Source organism: Bradyrhizobium ontarionense (genome assembly GCF_021088345.1).
GTDB lineage: Bacteria > Pseudomonadota > Alphaproteobacteria > Rhizobiales > Xanthobacteraceae > Bradyrhizobium > Bradyrhizobium ontarionense.
In genome coordinates this window covers 5,844,651-5,862,646 of sequence record NZ_CP088156.1, presented here as the reverse complement: position 1 = coordinate 5,862,646, position 17,996 = coordinate 5,844,651, and the positions used below count along the sequence as shown (strand labels likewise).

The 17,996-nt window shown below is 64.3% G+C and carries 6 protein-coding genes; 4 read left to right on the top strand and 2 right to left on the bottom strand.

Translation table 11 applies throughout. The features are described from left to right. Positions 1–582: 582 nt before the first annotated feature. Together LQG66_RS25815 and LQG66_RS25810 are read right to left on the bottom strand one after the other, a co-directional pair. Complete coding sequence (locus LQG66_RS25815; RefSeq protein ID WP_231318459.1) at positions 583–1,905, bottom strand: hypothetical protein; 1,323 nt, start codon at positions 1,903–1,905, stop codon at positions 583–585. Beyond that, positions 1,902–5,387 (bottom strand): DEAD/DEAH box helicase family protein, encoded by a 3,486-nt coding sequence (locus tag LQG66_RS25810; protein ID WP_231318458.1) that lies wholly within the window; start codon positions 5,385–5,387, stop codon positions 1,902–1,904. Before LQG66_RS25810 ends, LQG66_RS25815 begins: the two co-directional genes overlap by 4 nt. A 1,656-nt stretch (positions 5,388–7,043) precedes the next feature. On the opposite strand from LQG66_RS25810, the gene LQG66_RS25805 reads away from it, so the two are divergent. From LQG66_RS25805 to LQG66_RS25790, 4 genes are all read left to right on the top strand, one after another. Next, the gene (locus LQG66_RS25805; RefSeq protein ID WP_231318457.1) at positions 7,044–14,048 is read left to right on the top strand and encodes a S8 family serine peptidase; all 7,005 of its coding nucleotides are present in this window, start codon (positions 7,044–7,046) and stop codon (positions 14,046–14,048) included. Positions 14,049–14,148: 100 nt separating this feature from the next. Further along, a complete protein-coding gene (locus tag LQG66_RS25800) occupies positions 14,149–14,808 on the top strand; it encodes a toxin-activating lysine-acyltransferase (protein WP_231318456.1) in 660 nt (219 codons plus the stop codon). Beyond that, positions 14,801–16,603, top strand: a complete 1,803-nt coding sequence (locus LQG66_RS25795; RefSeq protein WP_231318455.1) for a type I secretion system permease/ATPase — start codon at positions 14,801–14,803, stop codon at positions 16,601–16,603. Before LQG66_RS25800 ends, LQG66_RS25795 begins: the two co-directional genes overlap by 8 nt. Further along, positions 16,600–17,916, top strand: a complete 1,317-nt coding sequence (locus LQG66_RS25790) for an HlyD family type I secretion periplasmic adaptor subunit (protein ID WP_231318454.1) — start codon at positions 16,600–16,602, stop codon at positions 17,914–17,916. Before LQG66_RS25795 ends, LQG66_RS25790 begins: the two co-directional genes overlap by 4 nt. The last annotated feature ends 80 nt before the right edge of the window (positions 17,917–17,996 follow it).

The window sequence follows — 17,996 nt, the reverse complement described above, 5'->3', positions numbered from 1 at the left end:
CCTCTCTTGCGGAGGCCATCCTGTCGTCGCCGGATGACGGCGGCACGGTCGCTTCGCTGGATGCGGTCGGGCCAACATCAGCGATCTGCAGCGAAGACGATGCTTCCCCGCCCTGCAACCGCGCCCATAGCTGCCATGCCACGGCGACGAACAGCATGATCGCGACGCAGCCGCTCAATGACCAAGCCGCAACCTTCACCCGCGAACGCGTCCCTCGCGTGGGCCTGATGTCGACATCCGCCATTCGGTCTGACGGATCGGAAGCGTCGGTCGCTGTGCGATCGGATGTCCAGCCGCCGGCTGGATGAGGCAGCGCATCCTGCAGGGATCCGCACATCATCAGCAGCAGGTCTCGTTCGTCACCACGCTCAAATCGCTCATTGATCTCCGGACAAGAGATCTGATCCCTCAGGTGCCGAAAAGCCGGAGGGTGCAAGCGGCTCGCTGCGACTTGCACCGGGCGGCCGCAGCGCCCGCATGTGGTGGTCACGAAGCTAGTCGGCAGCGCGTGGGCGGAGGTCGCCGCAGATTGCCGGGGACGTATGGCGATATTCATGCCGTTCTCACGCGGACTTGCCCACTTCATTGCTCCCAGGCTGCAAACGCGTCCTTGAACGAGAGATCGCCGTCCGGCCCCTTTTCGATCGACAGCAAGGCCCTGGCTCCGCCCTCGTAGACGATCGGGATGTCGAACCAGGACTTGCCTTTCAGCAGGACCAGGTTGCGCTTGGTGTCGACGTCGACGGCAGACAGCGCGACCATGAAGAATTTCGACGTGACCTTTGCCGTCTGAGCCGACAGAGGCACGCCGCGCGCCACCTCGCTGCCTTTCATCGTGATGCCCTTGACCGCAGCGATGACTGGAGCGGAGGGGTCGGCGGGAGGCTCGAAGGTCAGCTCCATGACGTGGCTGGCTGGCAGCTCGGAATCGACGTTGCGCCGTAACGACAAAGCGACCTTGGCATGGTTGTCCAGCTCGATATCGGCCTTCAGCACGCCGGGCGACTTCGTCGCGGCAGCACGCTCGAACCGCCAACTCACTTTGCCCAAATACCGCTTGCCTTGGGCGTTGCGCGCGTCCTCTTGATACAACACGGCCTGCGCCGGAGCGCTCGCGCCCTGCCCTGCGCTCCTACCGACCGTCACGGGCCTGGCGTCCGGCAGGATCCGTTCCGAGCTGACCTTGTGCGGCCCGAACTCGTCGGCTCGCGCCACGGCCGGAGATGCCGCCCCCCAACCTCCGGAACTCTCACTCTGCGCTCGCCGCCAATACTCGGCTCCCGTTGCCAGGATCCCGAGCAGCACGACGGCAGCCATTGCAGCTCGACGGGACCACCTGCGGTCCGCATTCGGCGCGGACTCTGCTTCAACTGGTGCAAGCGCAAGTGAGGGCGGTGGAATGTCCGGAGCCATCGTGACGATCTCCGTCAGTCGTAGGCTTTCGAAATGCATCGAACGATCGGATTGCCCGCTATCTGTCGAACCGTCCGCTGAATGGATTTCAGTACGGCGTGCGGGGCCGGAACTTGCATCCTTTAGTGCGTCGCTTGCGCTGAGACGCGGCGCAAACCGCGATCTCGCCGTGCGTGGAGACGCTTCCGGCTCCACCTGACCGCTCGGCTTCCCGACCGCGCGTTGCGCACGAGAGCGACGCGAGACGGAGAGATGCTGCGCGACCTTCGCGATCTCGTCCTCGATCGCCCCTGCGGCCAAAACAGCCGGCGACGCGGGCCGTCCAACCATCGCGCTGCTAGGCCTGACCACCAGCTCTGCCTCGGGTTCAGGGCTGCGCCGCTTCAGCGGGCCGGAAGATCTTTCCGTTGCATCCAGGTTGACAGTTGCCTCGGGAAACGCCGCCCGTATCAGATGAGCAATGGGAACTCTCGCCTGCAGCATCTCACTCAAGACGGGAGGCAGCCGCGACAGATCTCGGCCACTCGGCGGGACCCGGCGTTCGACACGCTCCTCGCCATCCACGAGTGTCCCGAGGTTGTGATCAACGAGCAAGACCTTCCTGGCGCGCGACATCGCCACGAGCCCATCCAGGTCCGATTGAGGCGCGCCATCCAGGATGAGCAGATCGAAGCCGCCGATCTGGGGCGCCAGCAGCTCGGGGACACGCCAGCTCGGAAGCATGTGACAAGGGATGTCCTCGACGCACGTCTGTAGCGCCTCGCGTGCCGCGATCCAGAAACGGCACGCCGTCTGTCCGGAATAGGCGCTCGCAAGCTTTCGCATTGCGTCGGCAAACTGAGACAGCGCGCTCTCGCCTGCTCGCCCTTGCTCTGCATCAACGCGAACCGCATCCGCGCGCCAATGACCTCGCCCATCAGTTCGCCAGAGCGCTTCTCGAGCTGTGCGCGCTGCGTCGAGAGCTCAGCGAGCAGCCGGTGCCGGTCGAGCACGCCCGCCTGCATCAGGACTGCGTGGTTCCAGGCCATGCGCCAGTCTCGATCCAACACGGGATCACGATCCGATCTCGCCGGCTCGGACCGCAGCAGCCGAGCAAAGGCTGGCGCTCCCCTCTCCGCGGCCATGACGGCAGCCGCTTCAATGAACTCGAAATCGGGACCACAATCACTGAGCGCCCGGATACGATCACGCAGGGCGTCCCATCGTCTTTCGATCTCGCAAGGCGGTATGTCATCAACACCGATGCGGGATAGGATATCCACGCGTCCGGCGACGGCCAGTTCCCCCTCGCCCGAGAACAGCTCCTTGAGACCGGTCAGCTCGCGTTGGCGTGCAGACATGCGAGCGAGCGTCGCCCTGAGCGCTTCGCCCAGCTTTCCCAGTTGCTTCGTATCCTCGAGCATGTCGTCGGAGATCACGAGCACGGAAAGCGCTTTCCGGACCCGTCGGATGGCCATCGCCGCAGAAACCACGCCGACCTCGATGAATCTGGCGATACGCTCCAGCGTCTCGGCCGTGACGACCAGATCTCCATCGAGTGGCGGAGCACCGAGCTCGCGAGCGAGCGAGCGCCAGGTGGCATGAAGCTCACGGAAATCGCGGCGCCAGACCAGATGGTCGCGCACGGAGACCCAATCGGCCACCTCTGCCGGAGGACGTCCGGCAATCCTGATAGTCTTGAGCGATCTTCGCGACCGCCGGCCGAGCGACAACGATACGGCGAGCCCTTGATCGCCGGCGGAGAGCCGATCGACGGCGTCGATCAATGCGTCGTCGTCAAGCGCTTCGTCGGGCACGTCGACTGCGCGCGCCCCCAACTCCGCTCGTCTGGCGACCAGGAGAGATGCCGCTCGCGCCCAGCTGATGATGATGCTCGCCCGATCAGATTCCCCCTCGTCGTCGGCGAGCGGAGACACGCGGGTGAGCCAAGGTTCATCAAGGAGGACGCGTCGCGCGGCGATGAGCGCCTCGATATCTTCCGCCAGCCTGCCCGCGCCCGAAGCCCCCATCAACGCGATAGCGCGGTGCGCAAGTTCCTCGCCATCTCCGCCGCCGTTTTCGGGAGAGCAGGACCCGAGCAGATCCTGGTGCAGCCTCGCCACTGCTCGACCGTCAGGTAGACAAGTGATGTCAGGCAGAGTTTCCGCCAGGTGTCGGAGTTTATCGGCAGTGCGACGGCGCGCTTCCTGGGCTGCCACGACCGCAACGACGAGCGGGTCTTGTGGGCCGATGATCCGCGAGGGGCGGTCGGCAAACCAGGTATGGTCGTGGCCGCCCGAGAGGAGCTTCGTCAGCGCCTCGTACGGCTTTTCTGTCTCGGCGGCACCGATGACATCCCGCAGATCATCGCTGACAAGATCTCCGATCTCGTCGTCGAGCTGCGCCAGCTCCGAATGTGTCGTAACGACGTTACGCTCCAGCCGGGAGATCTCCGTGACCGAATCTTGGAGATCGTCGCGATTGAGCTGCGACTGCAGTCGCGCGGCCAGCGCTCCGGCCTTCCTGAGAACCGCATCGTCCGAACCGATCAGGCACGTGGTGAAGTCTCGAACAGTCTGCGGCACCGTCTCATAAAGGCCGAGCAGCGCGTCATTCCTGCTGGAAACGACTAGCACCCGCATTCCCATCGCCAGATAGTGACAGATGAGGTTGGCGATCGCCAATGTCCGCTGCCCACCCTTGGCCGTGTCGAGCATGGCACCATCGGAAACCGCGAGTTGCCGTACCACAGCGGCCAGACCGGGTTGCGAAGGGAACGGGAAGAACAGATCCGCAGCATCCGCCTCAGGTTGCGACGTGGAGACGACCGGTTCGCCGATGTTGCGGGATAGCCGGAGTTGCCGGCCGCGTGGGGCTCTTGGGAATGCTCCGAGCAGCACGTCCGCCATCGACGACAGACAGCACCGGCCGCCCCCGGCACGCATGCGCGCCTGCCTCAGCAGCTCGACGTCCCGTAGCGCAGGAAACATCGCGCGTGGACGAGCGCGCAGGACCCAGCGGTCTGTGTCAATGGCCGTGCTGGAGGCAAGTTCGTCGTTGCCAGCGGCTGTTGCTTCATGGTGGAGCTGCGATGCGACGAACGTGACGACCGGCGCCAGATCATTCGTCTTGAATGGGGACAGCTCTCCCGATTGCGAAAGCGCGTCGAGCATCCGGCCAGCCGCTTCGCAGAGCATCTCGGACTTGTCGGGCCTCAGCATCGCGATGGCGTCCCGATTGATGCGGGGGCCAGCGAGGCATGGCCTGACCCTGATCTCACCGTCGGCCCGGTCACTCACCTCGATATCGATCGGATGCTCGATCAACGGCAAGCTGACCGGGTGGCCAGCGTTCCCTTCTGTCAGACCGACCAGCCCCCACACGACCTCGCCATGAAAGCTAGTCCGCACTTGCGCCCCGATGTCTCGGAGCCGCCGATGGATCTCCAGATTGCGGCGGACACGGCGTTCGGCATCGGCCCACGCGGCCCAGACACCCGTGACGTAACGGTCGATTCGCTCGACGATATCGGGACGGTCAGTGGGCTCGATTGAAAGGGTGAATGCTGGCAGTGCTCTTGTATCGGGCTCGACGGCTCGAAAGCTGTCCAAACTTGCGCGTCCTGACGAGATCAGGAAGTCCTTCTCGGATTCGCTGACCGTGATGATGTTCCGGTCGGCGATGACGGGGCTGCGATCCGGGTTCGAGGACACACTGACCCATCCATGGAGATCGACATCGAGCGGCGGTGGCTTGGCTGAGGCGGCGAGCTCTATGGCGAGCCAGATCGGCCCGTCCGCATCGTATGTGTTGACGACAACGCCCGGAAGCGCCTCGAGCTCTTGCGCAGTGAGGACGAGATCTTCCGTACCGGCACCATCGTGCCCTCCCGGCTGGCGTGAGCCATCCGACTGAAGGCGGGCGACATCCGTCAGGAGCTCGAGCAGGTCATGCACCCTCTCGACGCCGAAAGCCGAATGGGACAGGCGGTTCATCGGCAAGCCATCTTCGACCTCCCTCCCGCTGCAAAGACCTGACCGAGGCCGAACGGATGAGTGGAGGTGGGAGATCCTGCCGTATCAGGCGCCGCGACGAGCCAAAAGGCAGGCTGCGCGTCAGGCTCGTCGGTTATCATCGTCGTACGGAGACCGGTATCCAGGCCCGGCATCAACGCGCAAACCCGGAGACGCACGATCTGCAGCGCATGCGGCGTCATGTGCACGTCCTTTCGACAGCGAATGAGACGCCGGCGTTGTCCAACGATCTGACGGCAATCGCACGCCGACTCTGTGACACAAAAGGCAGTGGAGCGCGGCCATTGTCGTTCCAAAGCGCCGTTCGGGAAAAACTCACGTCTCGTCTGCGCAAAACGTCTCAGCTGACCGCTGTTGCGGGGAAGGTGTCGCCGGTAGCACAGCACGGATCTGACAAAGCGTCTTCCCATCCTTGCCGATCGCTCCTCATGCTTGAGTCCGCCCAACACCGGAAGACGCTTCTGATTCATTGCCACAAATTCGACGCCGCGGGGCATTCTCTCATCGCGGAGCCGAGACATTATCCCGGTCAGAAAGCCGCACATCTCCCGACTTGGCGACACTATTTGCCCATCGCGGACTCCCAACAAGCTACCTTACTACTTAATCAGCTTATCGTCGTGCGCGAGGTCTTGTCAGACTGGCTTTGGATAATTTTGCAGTAACTCATAATAAGCATCGGCATAAATGCGAAAAATCAGAGATCAACCTGAGCGCTATTTTGTAGTCTGGAGATCTCTGCTGAGAACCATCGATACCCAGACCTTCGCAACGAGCGCAACAAAGGGATACATATCTCGAACTTTCGCCATACAAATCGACGAACTACGCAATTATGAATTATTGTCGTCGATCGCCCGCCCTCGGACTCTTCGTAACAGAAGAGCTCGGTATGGCTCTTCTCGCAGAGCTGCAATCCCGAAGGCTCTTCAAAACGATCCATTCGGCTTACATGCCGAGCGAACGATCGGCTCCGCACGTCACGGGCTTGGGCCCGCTCATCCACATCTCGACGAACGACTCGAACGTCCGTAGGGGCCTGCTGGACGCTCGACGCGATCCTTGAGAGTGACAGCCTAGGATGACGTCGTCGACGTCGCGCACAGCGATCAACCAGGAACAACAAGGTAGGAGGACGCCATGGCCAATGAGCGGAAAACCCAATCTGTCTCGTGGATCGTCTCTCTCGGCACTTCGCCAGACTCACCTGAGACTGGTCATGGCATCCACACGATGCCCGATCCCGCGCCTCCTGCCCCATCATCCTTCCATCCCGCAGGCTTCGACATCGCACCCGAGCTGGCTCTGGTGGACGTCCGGCATGGGGAAGAACAGTCTCACATCGCTCCCGGTCGCATGCCCGCCATCACCACAGACTCGACCGGCGCGATCGGACACGACGATGCAACACATAGCTTCGCGACTGCACCTCTGCCCTCTGGCGCAATCACCGCTGACACGGCGGCATCGCCCATCCTGACCGACGACGCTCCCCTGATGGTTGCTTTTGATGTGCCCCTAGGTGGGCAATCCCAGGCGGATGCCAACCACGCGACCGCAATGGTCGATGGCGGAGCCGCCCTGAGCACCCCAAACGACGGCAGTCCGCGCCAACATGTGCTTCCTGACCCGGGCAGCGATCTGCTCGTTTCCAGCAAGGAGAGCAACAGCGCCGCTGACACCAGTACCCGCACGAGCGCTTTCGCCACGACGGCCTCCACCGAAGCGCCGCCCACGGATGATCTGTTCGACGACCAGTGGCATTTCGGGTTTCTCGGCGACATTCAGAAGATCTGGGAGGAGTTCACGGGGGCCGGTGTTCATGTCGGCATCTACGACGACGGCATTCAAACGGTGCATCCCGATCTCGCGCCGAACTATGACGCCGGCCTGGAAGTCACCGTCGGCGGCGAGCACCTCGATGCCAGCCTCCCCATCACGACCAGCCTCGGCGGCGCGCACGGCACCGCCGTCGCCGGGTTGATCGCCGCCGCGCGTGACGGCTTCGGCACGGTCGGCGTCGCCTATGGCAGCAGCATCACCGGAGTCCCGATCTTCAGCGGCACCGCCAATATCAACGGCAACTTCGCAGGCTTCCTGGAGGCGCTCAGCCAGGCAGGCAAGTTCGACATCATTTCCAACAGCTGGGGCGCTCAGCCGATCTTCTACCAGGCGGCCAATGCATCGAACGCGCAGATCGTGGCGGGCTTCATGGCCGCGGTCGAGTCCGGCCGCGGCGGCCTCGGCACGATCATCACCAAGGCCGCGGGGAATGACGATCTCAATGCCAATGGCGACGCCGCGGATACGTCCCGCGCGACCATCGTGGTCGGCGCCTATGACGCGACCGGAGATGCAGCCTGGTATTCGAACTTCGGCGCCAACCTGCTGGTCTCCGCGCCGTCGAGCGGCGATCGCCGCGGCTTCCTCGACCCGGCCGACGTGCATATCGATCCGGGGCTCGTGACGACCGATCTGCTGGGCGATCTCGGCTATAACATGAGCGGTGACCTGATCGTCCCGTCCGACTATACTAACCAGTTCGGCGGCACCTCCGGTGCGACGCCGATCGTCTCCGGCATCGTCGCCCTGATGCTCGACGCCAACGCAGATCTCGGCTGGCGCGACGTCCAGAACATCCTCGCCTATTCAGCGCGGGAGATCGGCAGCGGCATCGGCGGCCAACCCACCGCGTCGGAAGACAATAGCTGGTTCTATAACGGCGCCAACAACTGGAACGGCGGCGGCCTGCACTTTTCGGAAGATTATGGCTTTGGCGCGGTCGATGCCTACAACGCAGTGCGCATGGCCGAGGTGTGGAGCCTGTTCGCGGCCCCGCAGGTCAGCGCCAACGAGACCTCGGTGTCGTCGACGTTCTCCGCCGGCGCCGCCATCAGTGATCTGACCAGCACGGACATCCAGTTCGATTTCTCGGGCAAGGATTTCGACGTCGAATTCGTCAACATCGACATCGACATTGCCCATAGCGCGTCGACAGCCTCGGTCGTCATCGACATCTTCGGCGGCATCGAAGGCATCGGCTCGAAATATCTCGCTGATCTCAGCATGTCGTTGATCTCGCCGGATGGCACTGTCGTCGAACTCGCCGACTTCAACCGGGATTTCATCTTCGACGACGCAACCGGCGGCGTACACCTCAGCCTTGGCGCCAACGCCTTCCGCGGGGAGGACGTCAACGGCATCTGGACCCTGCGCATCACCGATTCCTGGTTCGGCAACGAGGCCGGGCGTCTCAACGCCGCCACCGTCACGCTGCACGGGCGCGACGACGCAGCCGGCGGCAACGACCTCTCGAACGATGTCTACCACTACACCAACGAGGTCTTGTCCACGCTGGCCAACCAGAGCTCCCGCCAGACGTTGAGCGACGACGGCGGCAACGCCGACTGGCTCGACATGGCCGCCATGACCGGCAACCTGATCGTCTCGCTCGTCAGCGGCGACACCTCGAGCGTCGACGGTCAGGCGTTCCTGACCTTCGCCGCCGACACCGCGATCGAGAACGCGGTCACAGGCGATGGCAACGACGTCATCACCGGCAATCAGCTCGACAACAAGCTGTGCGGCATGCGCGGCAACGACATGCTGATCGGCGGCGACGGCAGCGATACCCTGTCCGGGGGCGCCGGCAGCGACGTTCTCGAGGGCGACCAGGGAGCGGATCATTTCCTGTTCGATCGCGCGCTCGATGCGACGGCCAACCTCGATATCATCGTCGACTTCTCGCATCACGAGGATACGATCTGGCTCGACTCGTCGATCTTCGCCGGCCTCGATCTCGGAACGCTCAGCATCGACGTGTTCTATGTCGTCGGCCAAGGCTCGCTGACGGCGCTTGACCGCATTCTGTATGACGCGAGCACCGGGGCTCTCTTCTTCGACGCCGATGGCAGCGGCAGCGCCGCCGCCGTGCAGTTTGCGCGGCTGTCCGATGCGCCTTCGGACCTGTCGGCCGACGACATTGCCGTCGTCTCCTCTTCGCCCCAGGCGATCGTCGCAGCCGACGATCGGACCGTCGAGGCGCCGCCGACCGTCACAACCGCGCCGGCAGACCGTCAGGGGGCGGGCACGGTCATGGGGACCTCGGCAAGCGAGACCCTGCGGGGCGATGCCGGCGACAACGAAATCTACGGGCTCGGCGGCGACGACATCATCTTCACCGGGCCAGGCAACAATTTCGTCGACGGCGGTGCGGGTATCGACACGATCATCGGCGGCGACGGCAACGACACGCTGATCGGTGGCGGGGCGTACCCGTTGCTGGGCGATTCGATCGCCGGCGGCGGCGGCAACGACCTGCTCATCGGCAGCGACGATCAGACCAATGACGAGGCCTGGAAGTATCTCGGAGCTCGTGGCGACTACCTCAATGGCGGCACCGGCAACGACAAGCTCTATGGCCTGAGCGGTGACGACCTGCTGGTCGGCGGCGATGGAAACGATCTGCTCGTCGGCGGCTCCGGTAGCGATGACCTGATCGGCGGCGACGGCGACGACCGCCTGCTGCCCGGCAGCGGCGACGTAGACTACGTCACCGGCGGCGCCGGCCTCGACACGCTGGTGCTTGCCGGCAAGGAGGCGGAGTATTGCATCTACATGCTCGATACGCTGACCCCGGCGTTCCATGACCAGACCGTCTACTTCGAACGGATCGTCAACGGCGTGGCCGAGCGGACCGGAATGAAGTACGACGATATCGAGCAGATCGCGTTCGCCGATCATACGAGGGCGCTCTCGCGCCCCGTCGTCGACGTCATCCAGAACGGCTATTTCCAGCAATCCTACGATCCGATCGAGCGTCAATATGACGGCTACGAGATCGGCTCCGTCATCGACTGGGCCGACGACGTCACCATCGCGGATCTCGGAGCCGAGCATGGCAAGCGCGACATGCTGCAGACGGTCGGCATCGAGCACACCTATGGCACGGTCGACATCTCCAGCGATGCCCTGACCCTGCTCGAGCTGACCTGGCTCGGCAGATACACGCCGAATGGAAATGCGCTCAACCAGGAGATGACCGAGACCGTGACGGTTCACGCCGCCGCGGGTACGCGCGAATTGACGTTGATGACGTTCGGCATGAACATGGGAGCCGACGCCAAGATCATCGACGACACAGCGACCAGTGTCCGTCTGGTGTCGGACCCCGTCGGCTCCGGCCTGCTGGCCGACAAATGGAACGGCGCAGCGGTCAACGACTTCAATCTGTCGTTTGCGTCGGCCACATCGTTGACGTTCCTGCACGTGAACGGCGGCGCGATCAAATGGTACGTTCCGAACGTCACGACGATTACGGCGCCCTTCACCGGTTTCAGCCCGGTCGAGCATCTGTCACAGCTCGGTCAGTTCGGCATTCTCACCATCGAGACGCCATTGGACGACAGCCGGCTGGCGACGGCGGGCGGTGACGCCGGCTACTCCTTCTCCGGCGGCATGGGCAGCGAACAGATCCGCTTCGGCAATCTCGGCGACGTCAACATGTCCAATGACGGCACGCAGGGCGAGGACGCCGGCACGAATGCCGGGCGCGGACTGCGCGGCAGCATCAACCTTGGCGCCGGGGATGACGAGGCGCGCATTCTGGGAAGCGGCGCATTCCAGGATGGCGGCACGCTCGATGGGGGCGTATCGGAATTCACGCCAATCGGCTCGCCTCCCATTCAAACCGAAGTAGCCGGCGATACGCTACGGATGACCTTTGCCGTTGCCGCCGCGATCGGTGACATCAGCGGGCGCATCCAGAACTTCGAGACCCTTCAGCTCGACGCGACATCGCTCACCAACCAGGTTGTCGACGTCGCCCATTTCGACAGTCTCGCCAAGCTGCGCTTTACCGGAGGGACCCATGCCGATGTCGACAACTCGGTCATCGGCGTCGTCGACCATTCCGACGTGACCATCCGCTCGGTGTCCGATCCCGTTCAGTCCGTCGACGGCCTCGGCGGCTTCCTGTTCACGACCTATGGGAACGATTTCGGCACGCTTCATCTTGATCTCGCTGGGGATTCTGCCAACGATACGATCACCCTGCATTTCATCGGGCTCGCAACGGATGGCGAGGACCAGGGCACGATCCACATCGTCGACGCAGAGACGGTCAACATCACGACGGACTCGCGCGATGCGACTTATCATGACGCCCCCTTCGATCCGAACATCGACATCCCGCCCCTGTCGTCCGCGCCGACGGACGCGCTTGCGCAGATCCTCGACCTCGATGCAACGACGACATTGAAGATCTCTGGCAATACCGGCTGGGATCTCACGGTCGATGGCACGGATATCGGCGCGCTGCGCACCCTCGATGCATCGGGCGTCACCGGCGAGGGCGCGGTCGGTTCCGTGAAGGCGATCGCGCAGACCAGCGAAGCCGTCGTCTTCACCGGCGGCATGGGCAATGACGAGCTCACCGGCAATGTCGGCGACGACACGCTCGCCGGCGGAGCCGGCGGCAACGACACGCTCGATGGCGGCGCGGGCACGGATACAGCCGTGTTCACCGGCACCATCGCGGATTATGCCATCACCATCAACGACCGCGTGGTCAGCGTGACGAACCTGCATGACGGCACGGTGGACACCGTCACCAATGTCGAGCTGTTCCAGTTCGCTGACGGCACACTGACCGACCGGGACATCGGGCTGCCGCCGCCCAATCAGCCGCCGACCGAACTATCGCTCGCGAACGCCGTGACCGAGATCGCCGAGAACAGCGCGACCGACGAGCGGATCAAGATCGCCGACATCGTGGTGACGGACGACGGCCATGGCACGAACACGCTCGGCCTCGCCGGCAGTGACAGCGGCCTGTTCGAGATCGACGGCAACGCGCTCTACCTGAAGGCCGGTACGGTGCTCGATTTCGAGAGTGGCAAGACGCAGCTCGACGTGACTGTCACGGTCGACGACGCGGCCGCCGCCGGCTCGCCCGACGCCAGCATAGCTGTCTCCATCGCGATCACCGATGTCAACGAGGCTCCGACCGACATCGCGCTCGGCGGCACAGCAGTCGCAGAGAATGCGGTTGCGGCCACAGTCATCGGCATGCTGTCGGCATCCGATCCCGACGCGAACGATGTCCAGAGCTTCGAACTGACCGACGACGCAGGCGGGCGCTTTGCAATCGTCGACGACAAGCTCGTGGTGGCAGACGGTGCCGTCCTCGATTTCGAGACCAATGGCTCGCACGAGGTGAGCGTCAAGGTCACGGATTCGGGGGGCCTCAGCACCGACAGGACCTTCTCGATTGATGTCACTGACGTGAACGAGGCAGCCTCGGTGTCACTCGCGCCCGTGCTGTCCTCGATCGCGGAAAACACGCCCATTGACGCCCCTCTGAAGGTTGCCGACATCATCCTGCGCGATCCGGATACGGCGAGCGGCTTCCGGCAGAACACCCTTGCGCTCGCCGGCAGCAATGCCAGTGCGTTCGAGATCCTCACCGTCGCGGGCGTCACCGGGCTCTATCTCAAGGCCGGCGCGCAACTCGACTACGAGCAGATGCACGGCCTGGACGTCTCGGTCGTGGTTGACGACGCCTCGATCCCGGGGGGACCGGAGGGGACCGTATCCTATCATCTCGCCATCACCGACGTAGCCGAGACGCCTGTCATCCGAGGCACCCCCGGCAATGATACGCTCGTGGGCACCGACGGCAACGATCTGTTCGACGGCGCCGGCGGACGAGACACCTTCATCGGTCATCGCGGCGACGACATCTATCTCGTCGACAGCGCGAACGACAAGGTGATCGAGCGTTGGCACGAGGGGACCGACACGGTCGAGAGCTCGGCCATCAACTATACGCTCGGACACAATGTCGAGAACCTCGTGCTGCTCGATGGCGCCAGAAACGGCAATGGCAACTCCGAATCCAACGCCATCACCGGCAACGCTGATGACAACCGGCTCGACGGACGCGGCGGTGACGACATCATCGAAGGCGGCGGCGGCAATGACGATTTGCGCGGAGGCGCCGGCATCGACACCGTGTCCTACGAGCATGCCACGTCGGCCGTTTCCGTGAGTCTCGCTATTTCATGCGCGCAGGACACGGGGACGTCGACCGGCATCGATACGCTTCGGGGTTTTGAGAATCTCAAGGGCTCCTCCTTCGACGACCACCTCGAGGGCGACCGCAACGCCAACGTCATCGAAGGCGGCGCAGGCAACGACGTGATCGATGGTGGCAGGGGCAATGACACGCTCACGGGCGGCGACGGCGCGGATGCCTTCGTGTTCAGCTCACCGCTGTCGTCCGGCTGCCGCTGGACCCCATGGGGGCCTGGCAGGGATGAGTGGAGCCATCACGGCGCGGAGAACCACGACACGATCACGGACTTTTCCGTCGCCGACGACACGATCTGGCTCGATCACCAGATCTTCGCGGCGCTGCGCGGTCACGAGGGCCAGGCGCTGTCGGCCTCCGAATTCCGCGTTGGATCGAAGGCGCTCGATGGCGATGACCACATCATCTACAACGCGGAGACCGGCATGCTGATCTACGACGCCAATGGCAACAAGGCCGGCGGCGCGATCGAGATCGCGATCCTCTCCAAAGGCCTCGCCATGACCAACGAGGATTTCCTCATCGTCTAGCCGAGCGCTGCTGGGCGATGGTGGAATAGGCTCCCCCCTGCCCTCTCGTGCCGGATCTATCGCTGGGGCCAGGCGCAGTTCATCAAGTGGAGAGATGACCATGTTGTTCGGAAAGAAAATCGCCTCGGACGAGGCGACCGCTTCACAGGCCGCTGGCGACCCGGTCCGTGCCACGCCAGCCGCAGGCACCGCGGCTGCAGGCGATACGGCCGCTGCCACAGCAGGAGCCAATGAAGCGTTGAGTCCCGAGGACCTCAAGAAGCGCATGATCGCTTCGAAGCAGATGGCGGCTGCGTTCGGCGAGATCGTGACGCTTCTGATGCGCTCGCCCGGCGACAAGCATCAGTCGCTGGCTGACCTCGAATGGCTGGTGGTTCCCGCGGTCGTGCGCGGCCAGTACGCGCTCGCAGAGGCGCGTTCGAAGGACACCGGCGCGACCGTCCCCGTCGGCGCCGTGCTGTGGGCGCTGGTCTCCAAGGAGGTCGACGAACGTCTGTCCGATCCCTCGCATCCGCTGCGGCTGAAGCCGGACGAGTGGCGCTCAGGCGACATCCCGTGGATCATGCACGCAGCCGGTGACGTGAAGGTTCTCGCCGGTCTCGTCAGGAGCCTGCCGCAGGCTGCTCTCAGAGACCGTCAGCCGAAGATGCGGGTGCGCGGCGCGGACGGCAAGATCTCCGTCGGCCATCTCGACATCAAGAAGAAGACCGCGGTCGACACCGCGGCGTCGGGGCCCCATCGGGATCTCGTCGATGCGTGACGGGGCCGCGGCAGGCCTCTTCGCCGGGCCGATGCAGAAGGCGCTTGCCCGCTGCAGCCTGATCTTTGCGGGTGTCGCGGTGTTCTCCGGTGCGATCAATCTGCTGGCACTGACCGGCTCGCTCTACATGCTGCAGGTCTACGACCGCGTCCTGCCGTCGCGCAGCGTGCCGACCTTGATCGGCCTGTCGCTCCTGATGCTGGGGCTCTACGTCGCCAACGGCTTTCTGGACTTCGTTCGCGTGCGCGTGATGAGCCGGGTCGGCGTCAGGATCGACGACGAGCTCAGGGACCGCGTCTTTGCCGCCGTGCAGCTGCTGCCGCTGAGATCGCGGCACGGCGGCGACGGCTTGCAGCCGGTGCGCGACCTCGATCAGATCCGCTCGTATCTCTCGGGACTCGGACCGACCGCCCTGTTCGATCTGCCATGGATCCCCGTCTATCTCGCCGTCATCTTCGTGCTTCATCCCCTGCTCGGCGTCTTCAGCGTTGCAGGCGGCCTCGTCCTCGTGGCCCTGACATTCGTGACGGATGTCAGGAGCAAGGGCCCCTTGAAGGCGGCGGCGCTCTCGGCCTCGCGCCGGCTTGCGCTGGGCGAAGCGGCACGCCGCAATGCCGAGGTCATCCAGGCGATGGGCCTCGGGCCACGTCTCGCCCGCCGCTGGAGCAAGGTGAACGCCATCCACATCGATGACCAGCTCGAGGCATCCGACGCAGTCGCGGGAATCTCCGCCATCTCGAAGGTGTTCCGCCTTCTGCTTCAATCCGGAATGCTCGGGCTCGGCGCCTATCTCGTCATCATCGGCTCGCTCTCCGCCGGCTCCATCATTGCGGCGTCCATCATCATGTCGCGGTCGCTTGCGCCGATCGAGACATCGATCGCGCACTGGCGCGGCTTCGTCTCCGCGCGGCAGAGTTATCGGCGGCTCTCCGATCTCTTCAGGGCGCTTCCGCCGGTGCCGACCGCCGGCGTCCAATTGCCGGCGCCCAAGTCCTCGCTCGCGGTTGAAAATCTCTCGGTCGCTCCGCCCGGCGCGGGCAAGCCCGTCCTCCTCAACGTCGCCTTCGCGCTCAGCGCCGGCGATGCTCTCGGCATCATCGGACCGAGCGCATCGGGCAAGTCGAGCCTGGCGCGGGCTCTCGTCGGGGTCTGGCAGCCGCTCAAAGCAAATGGCAGCGGCCCGACGGGCGGCGTCCGCCTCGACGGTGCGACGCTCGATCAATGGGCGCCGGCGGAACTCGGACGGCACATCGGCTACCTGCCCCAATCCATCGAGCTGTTCGACGGGACGGTGGCGGACAATATCTGCCGCTTCGACGAGACCGCAACCAGCGAGAAGATCATCGCAGCAGCGCGCGCCGCCGGCGTCCATGAGCTCATCGTGCATCTTCCCTCGGGCTATGAAACGGAGGTCGGCGAAGGAGGCAGTGTGCTCTCCGCCGGTCAGCGCCAGCGGATCGCGCTCGCACGCGCGCTCTACGGAGACCCCTTCCTGGTCGTGCTCGACGAGCCCAACGCCAACCTCGATCACAGCGGCGATGTCGCGCTCACCGACGCCATTCTCTCCGTGCGACAACGTGGCGGCATCGTCATCGTGGTCGCCCATCGTCCCTCCGCGCTCGCAGGCATCGACAAGGTGCTGGCGCTGGTCGACGGGCGCGTCCAGGCCTTGGGCGCCAAGGACGAGATCCTGCGGCGCATGCTGCAACCGGCCTCCGTGGCCCAGCGTCCAGCAGCCTCTTCCACGTCGGGCCTCAAGGTCGTCACCGAGGCGCTCGCCGGGGCTATGCCATGATGAAGCGGGAGCAGGTTTCGGAACGCACCAAGGCACGGGTGCATGGCTACATGCTCTCGGGCTTCGCCGCCATGTTTCTCCTGGTCGGCGGGATCGGCGGCTGGGCCGCAAGCACGCAGATCTCGGGCGCCGTGATCGCGTCGGGTCTCGTCGTGGTCGACAGCAGCGTCAAGAAAGTCCAGCACCCGACCGGCGGCATCGTCGGCGAGATCAAGGTCAGGGACGGCGCCAAGGTCCGAGAGGGAGAGCTGCTCCTGCGTCTGGACGAGACGCTGACGCATGCCAATTTGGAGACGGTGACCAAGCAGCTCGACGAACTCATGGTGCGCGAGGCCCGGCTCAAGGCAGAGCGAGATGGCCTTGCCGAGGTGATTGTCCCGGCGAAGTTGGAGGCACGCCGGCGCGAGCCTGCCATTGCGGAGCTGGTTGCTGCCGAGCAAAGCCTGTTTGCGACCCGGCGGGATTCGCGAGAGGGACAGAAATCGCAGCTCAGGGAGCGCGTGACCCAGCTCAAGGAGGAGTTCCGCGGCATCGCAGGCCAGATCACCGCCAAGGGAAAGGAGATCGCGCTCATCGGCAAGGAGCTCGACAGCCTGTCGGGGCTCGAGGCCCAGAGGCTGGTGTTGAGCGCGAAGATGCTTGCTCTGCGGCGCGACACCGCGCGGCTCGAGGGAGAGCACGAGCAGCTCAAGGCATCGGCCGCGCAGACCAAGGGAAAGATGACCGAGATCGAGCTGCAGATCCTGCGCATCGATCAGGAATTCAGGTCCCAGCTGCTCCAGGAGCTCACCGAAAATCAGTCGAAGCAGGCCGGCCTCGTCGAGCGTCGGATCGCCGCCGAAGATCAATTGAGGCGAATCGACATTCGAGCGCCGCAGTCCGGTATCGTGCATCAGCTCAACGTTCACACAGTCGGCGGCGTGATCAATGCCGGCGAGCCGGTCATGCTCATCGTTCCGGAAGGCGACAAGCTCGTGGTCGATGCCAAGGTCGCACCTCATGACATCGACCAGGTGCTGCAGAGCCAGCAGGCGTTCGTGCGCTTCGCCGCCTTCAACCAGCGCCGGACCCCCGAGCTCGAAGGTCTGGTGCACTCCGTCGCGGCCGATCTGACCAAGGACGAGCGCTCGGGCGAGCAGTTCTTCACGGTCCGCGTGGAGATTCCCGACGTCGAGCTCGCCCGGCTCGACGGCAAGCGGCTCGTGCCGGGCATGCCGGCGGAGGTGCACATCCGCACCGGTGATCGCACGGCGCTCTCGTATCTCATGAAGCCGATCGAGGACCAGTTCTCCAAGGCCTTCAGGGAGAGATGATCTTGCCTGAGCTGGGTGCCGCAGCCCGCTGAAACTCGAGAAATCAACATGGGCATCGCGCGGTGACCGGAGCAATCGGC

Excerpts from the sequence above, each read along its gene's own strand:
- LQG66_RS25800 (WP_231318456.1), top strand. The coding sequence starts at position 14,149 with ATGTTGTTCGGAAAGAAAATCGCCTCGGACGAGGCGACCGCTTCACAG.
- LQG66_RS25790 (WP_231318454.1), top strand. The coding sequence starts at position 16,600 with ATGATGAAGCGGGAGCAGGTTTCGGAACGCACCAAGGCACGGGTGCAT.
- LQG66_RS25795 (WP_231318455.1), top strand. The coding sequence starts at position 14,801 with ATGCGTGACGGGGCCGCGGCAGGCCTCTTCGCCGGGCCGATGCAGAAG.
- LQG66_RS25810 (WP_231318458.1), bottom strand. The coding sequence starts at position 5,387 with ATGAACCGCCTGTCCCATTCGGCTTTCGGCGTCGAGAGGGTGCATGAC.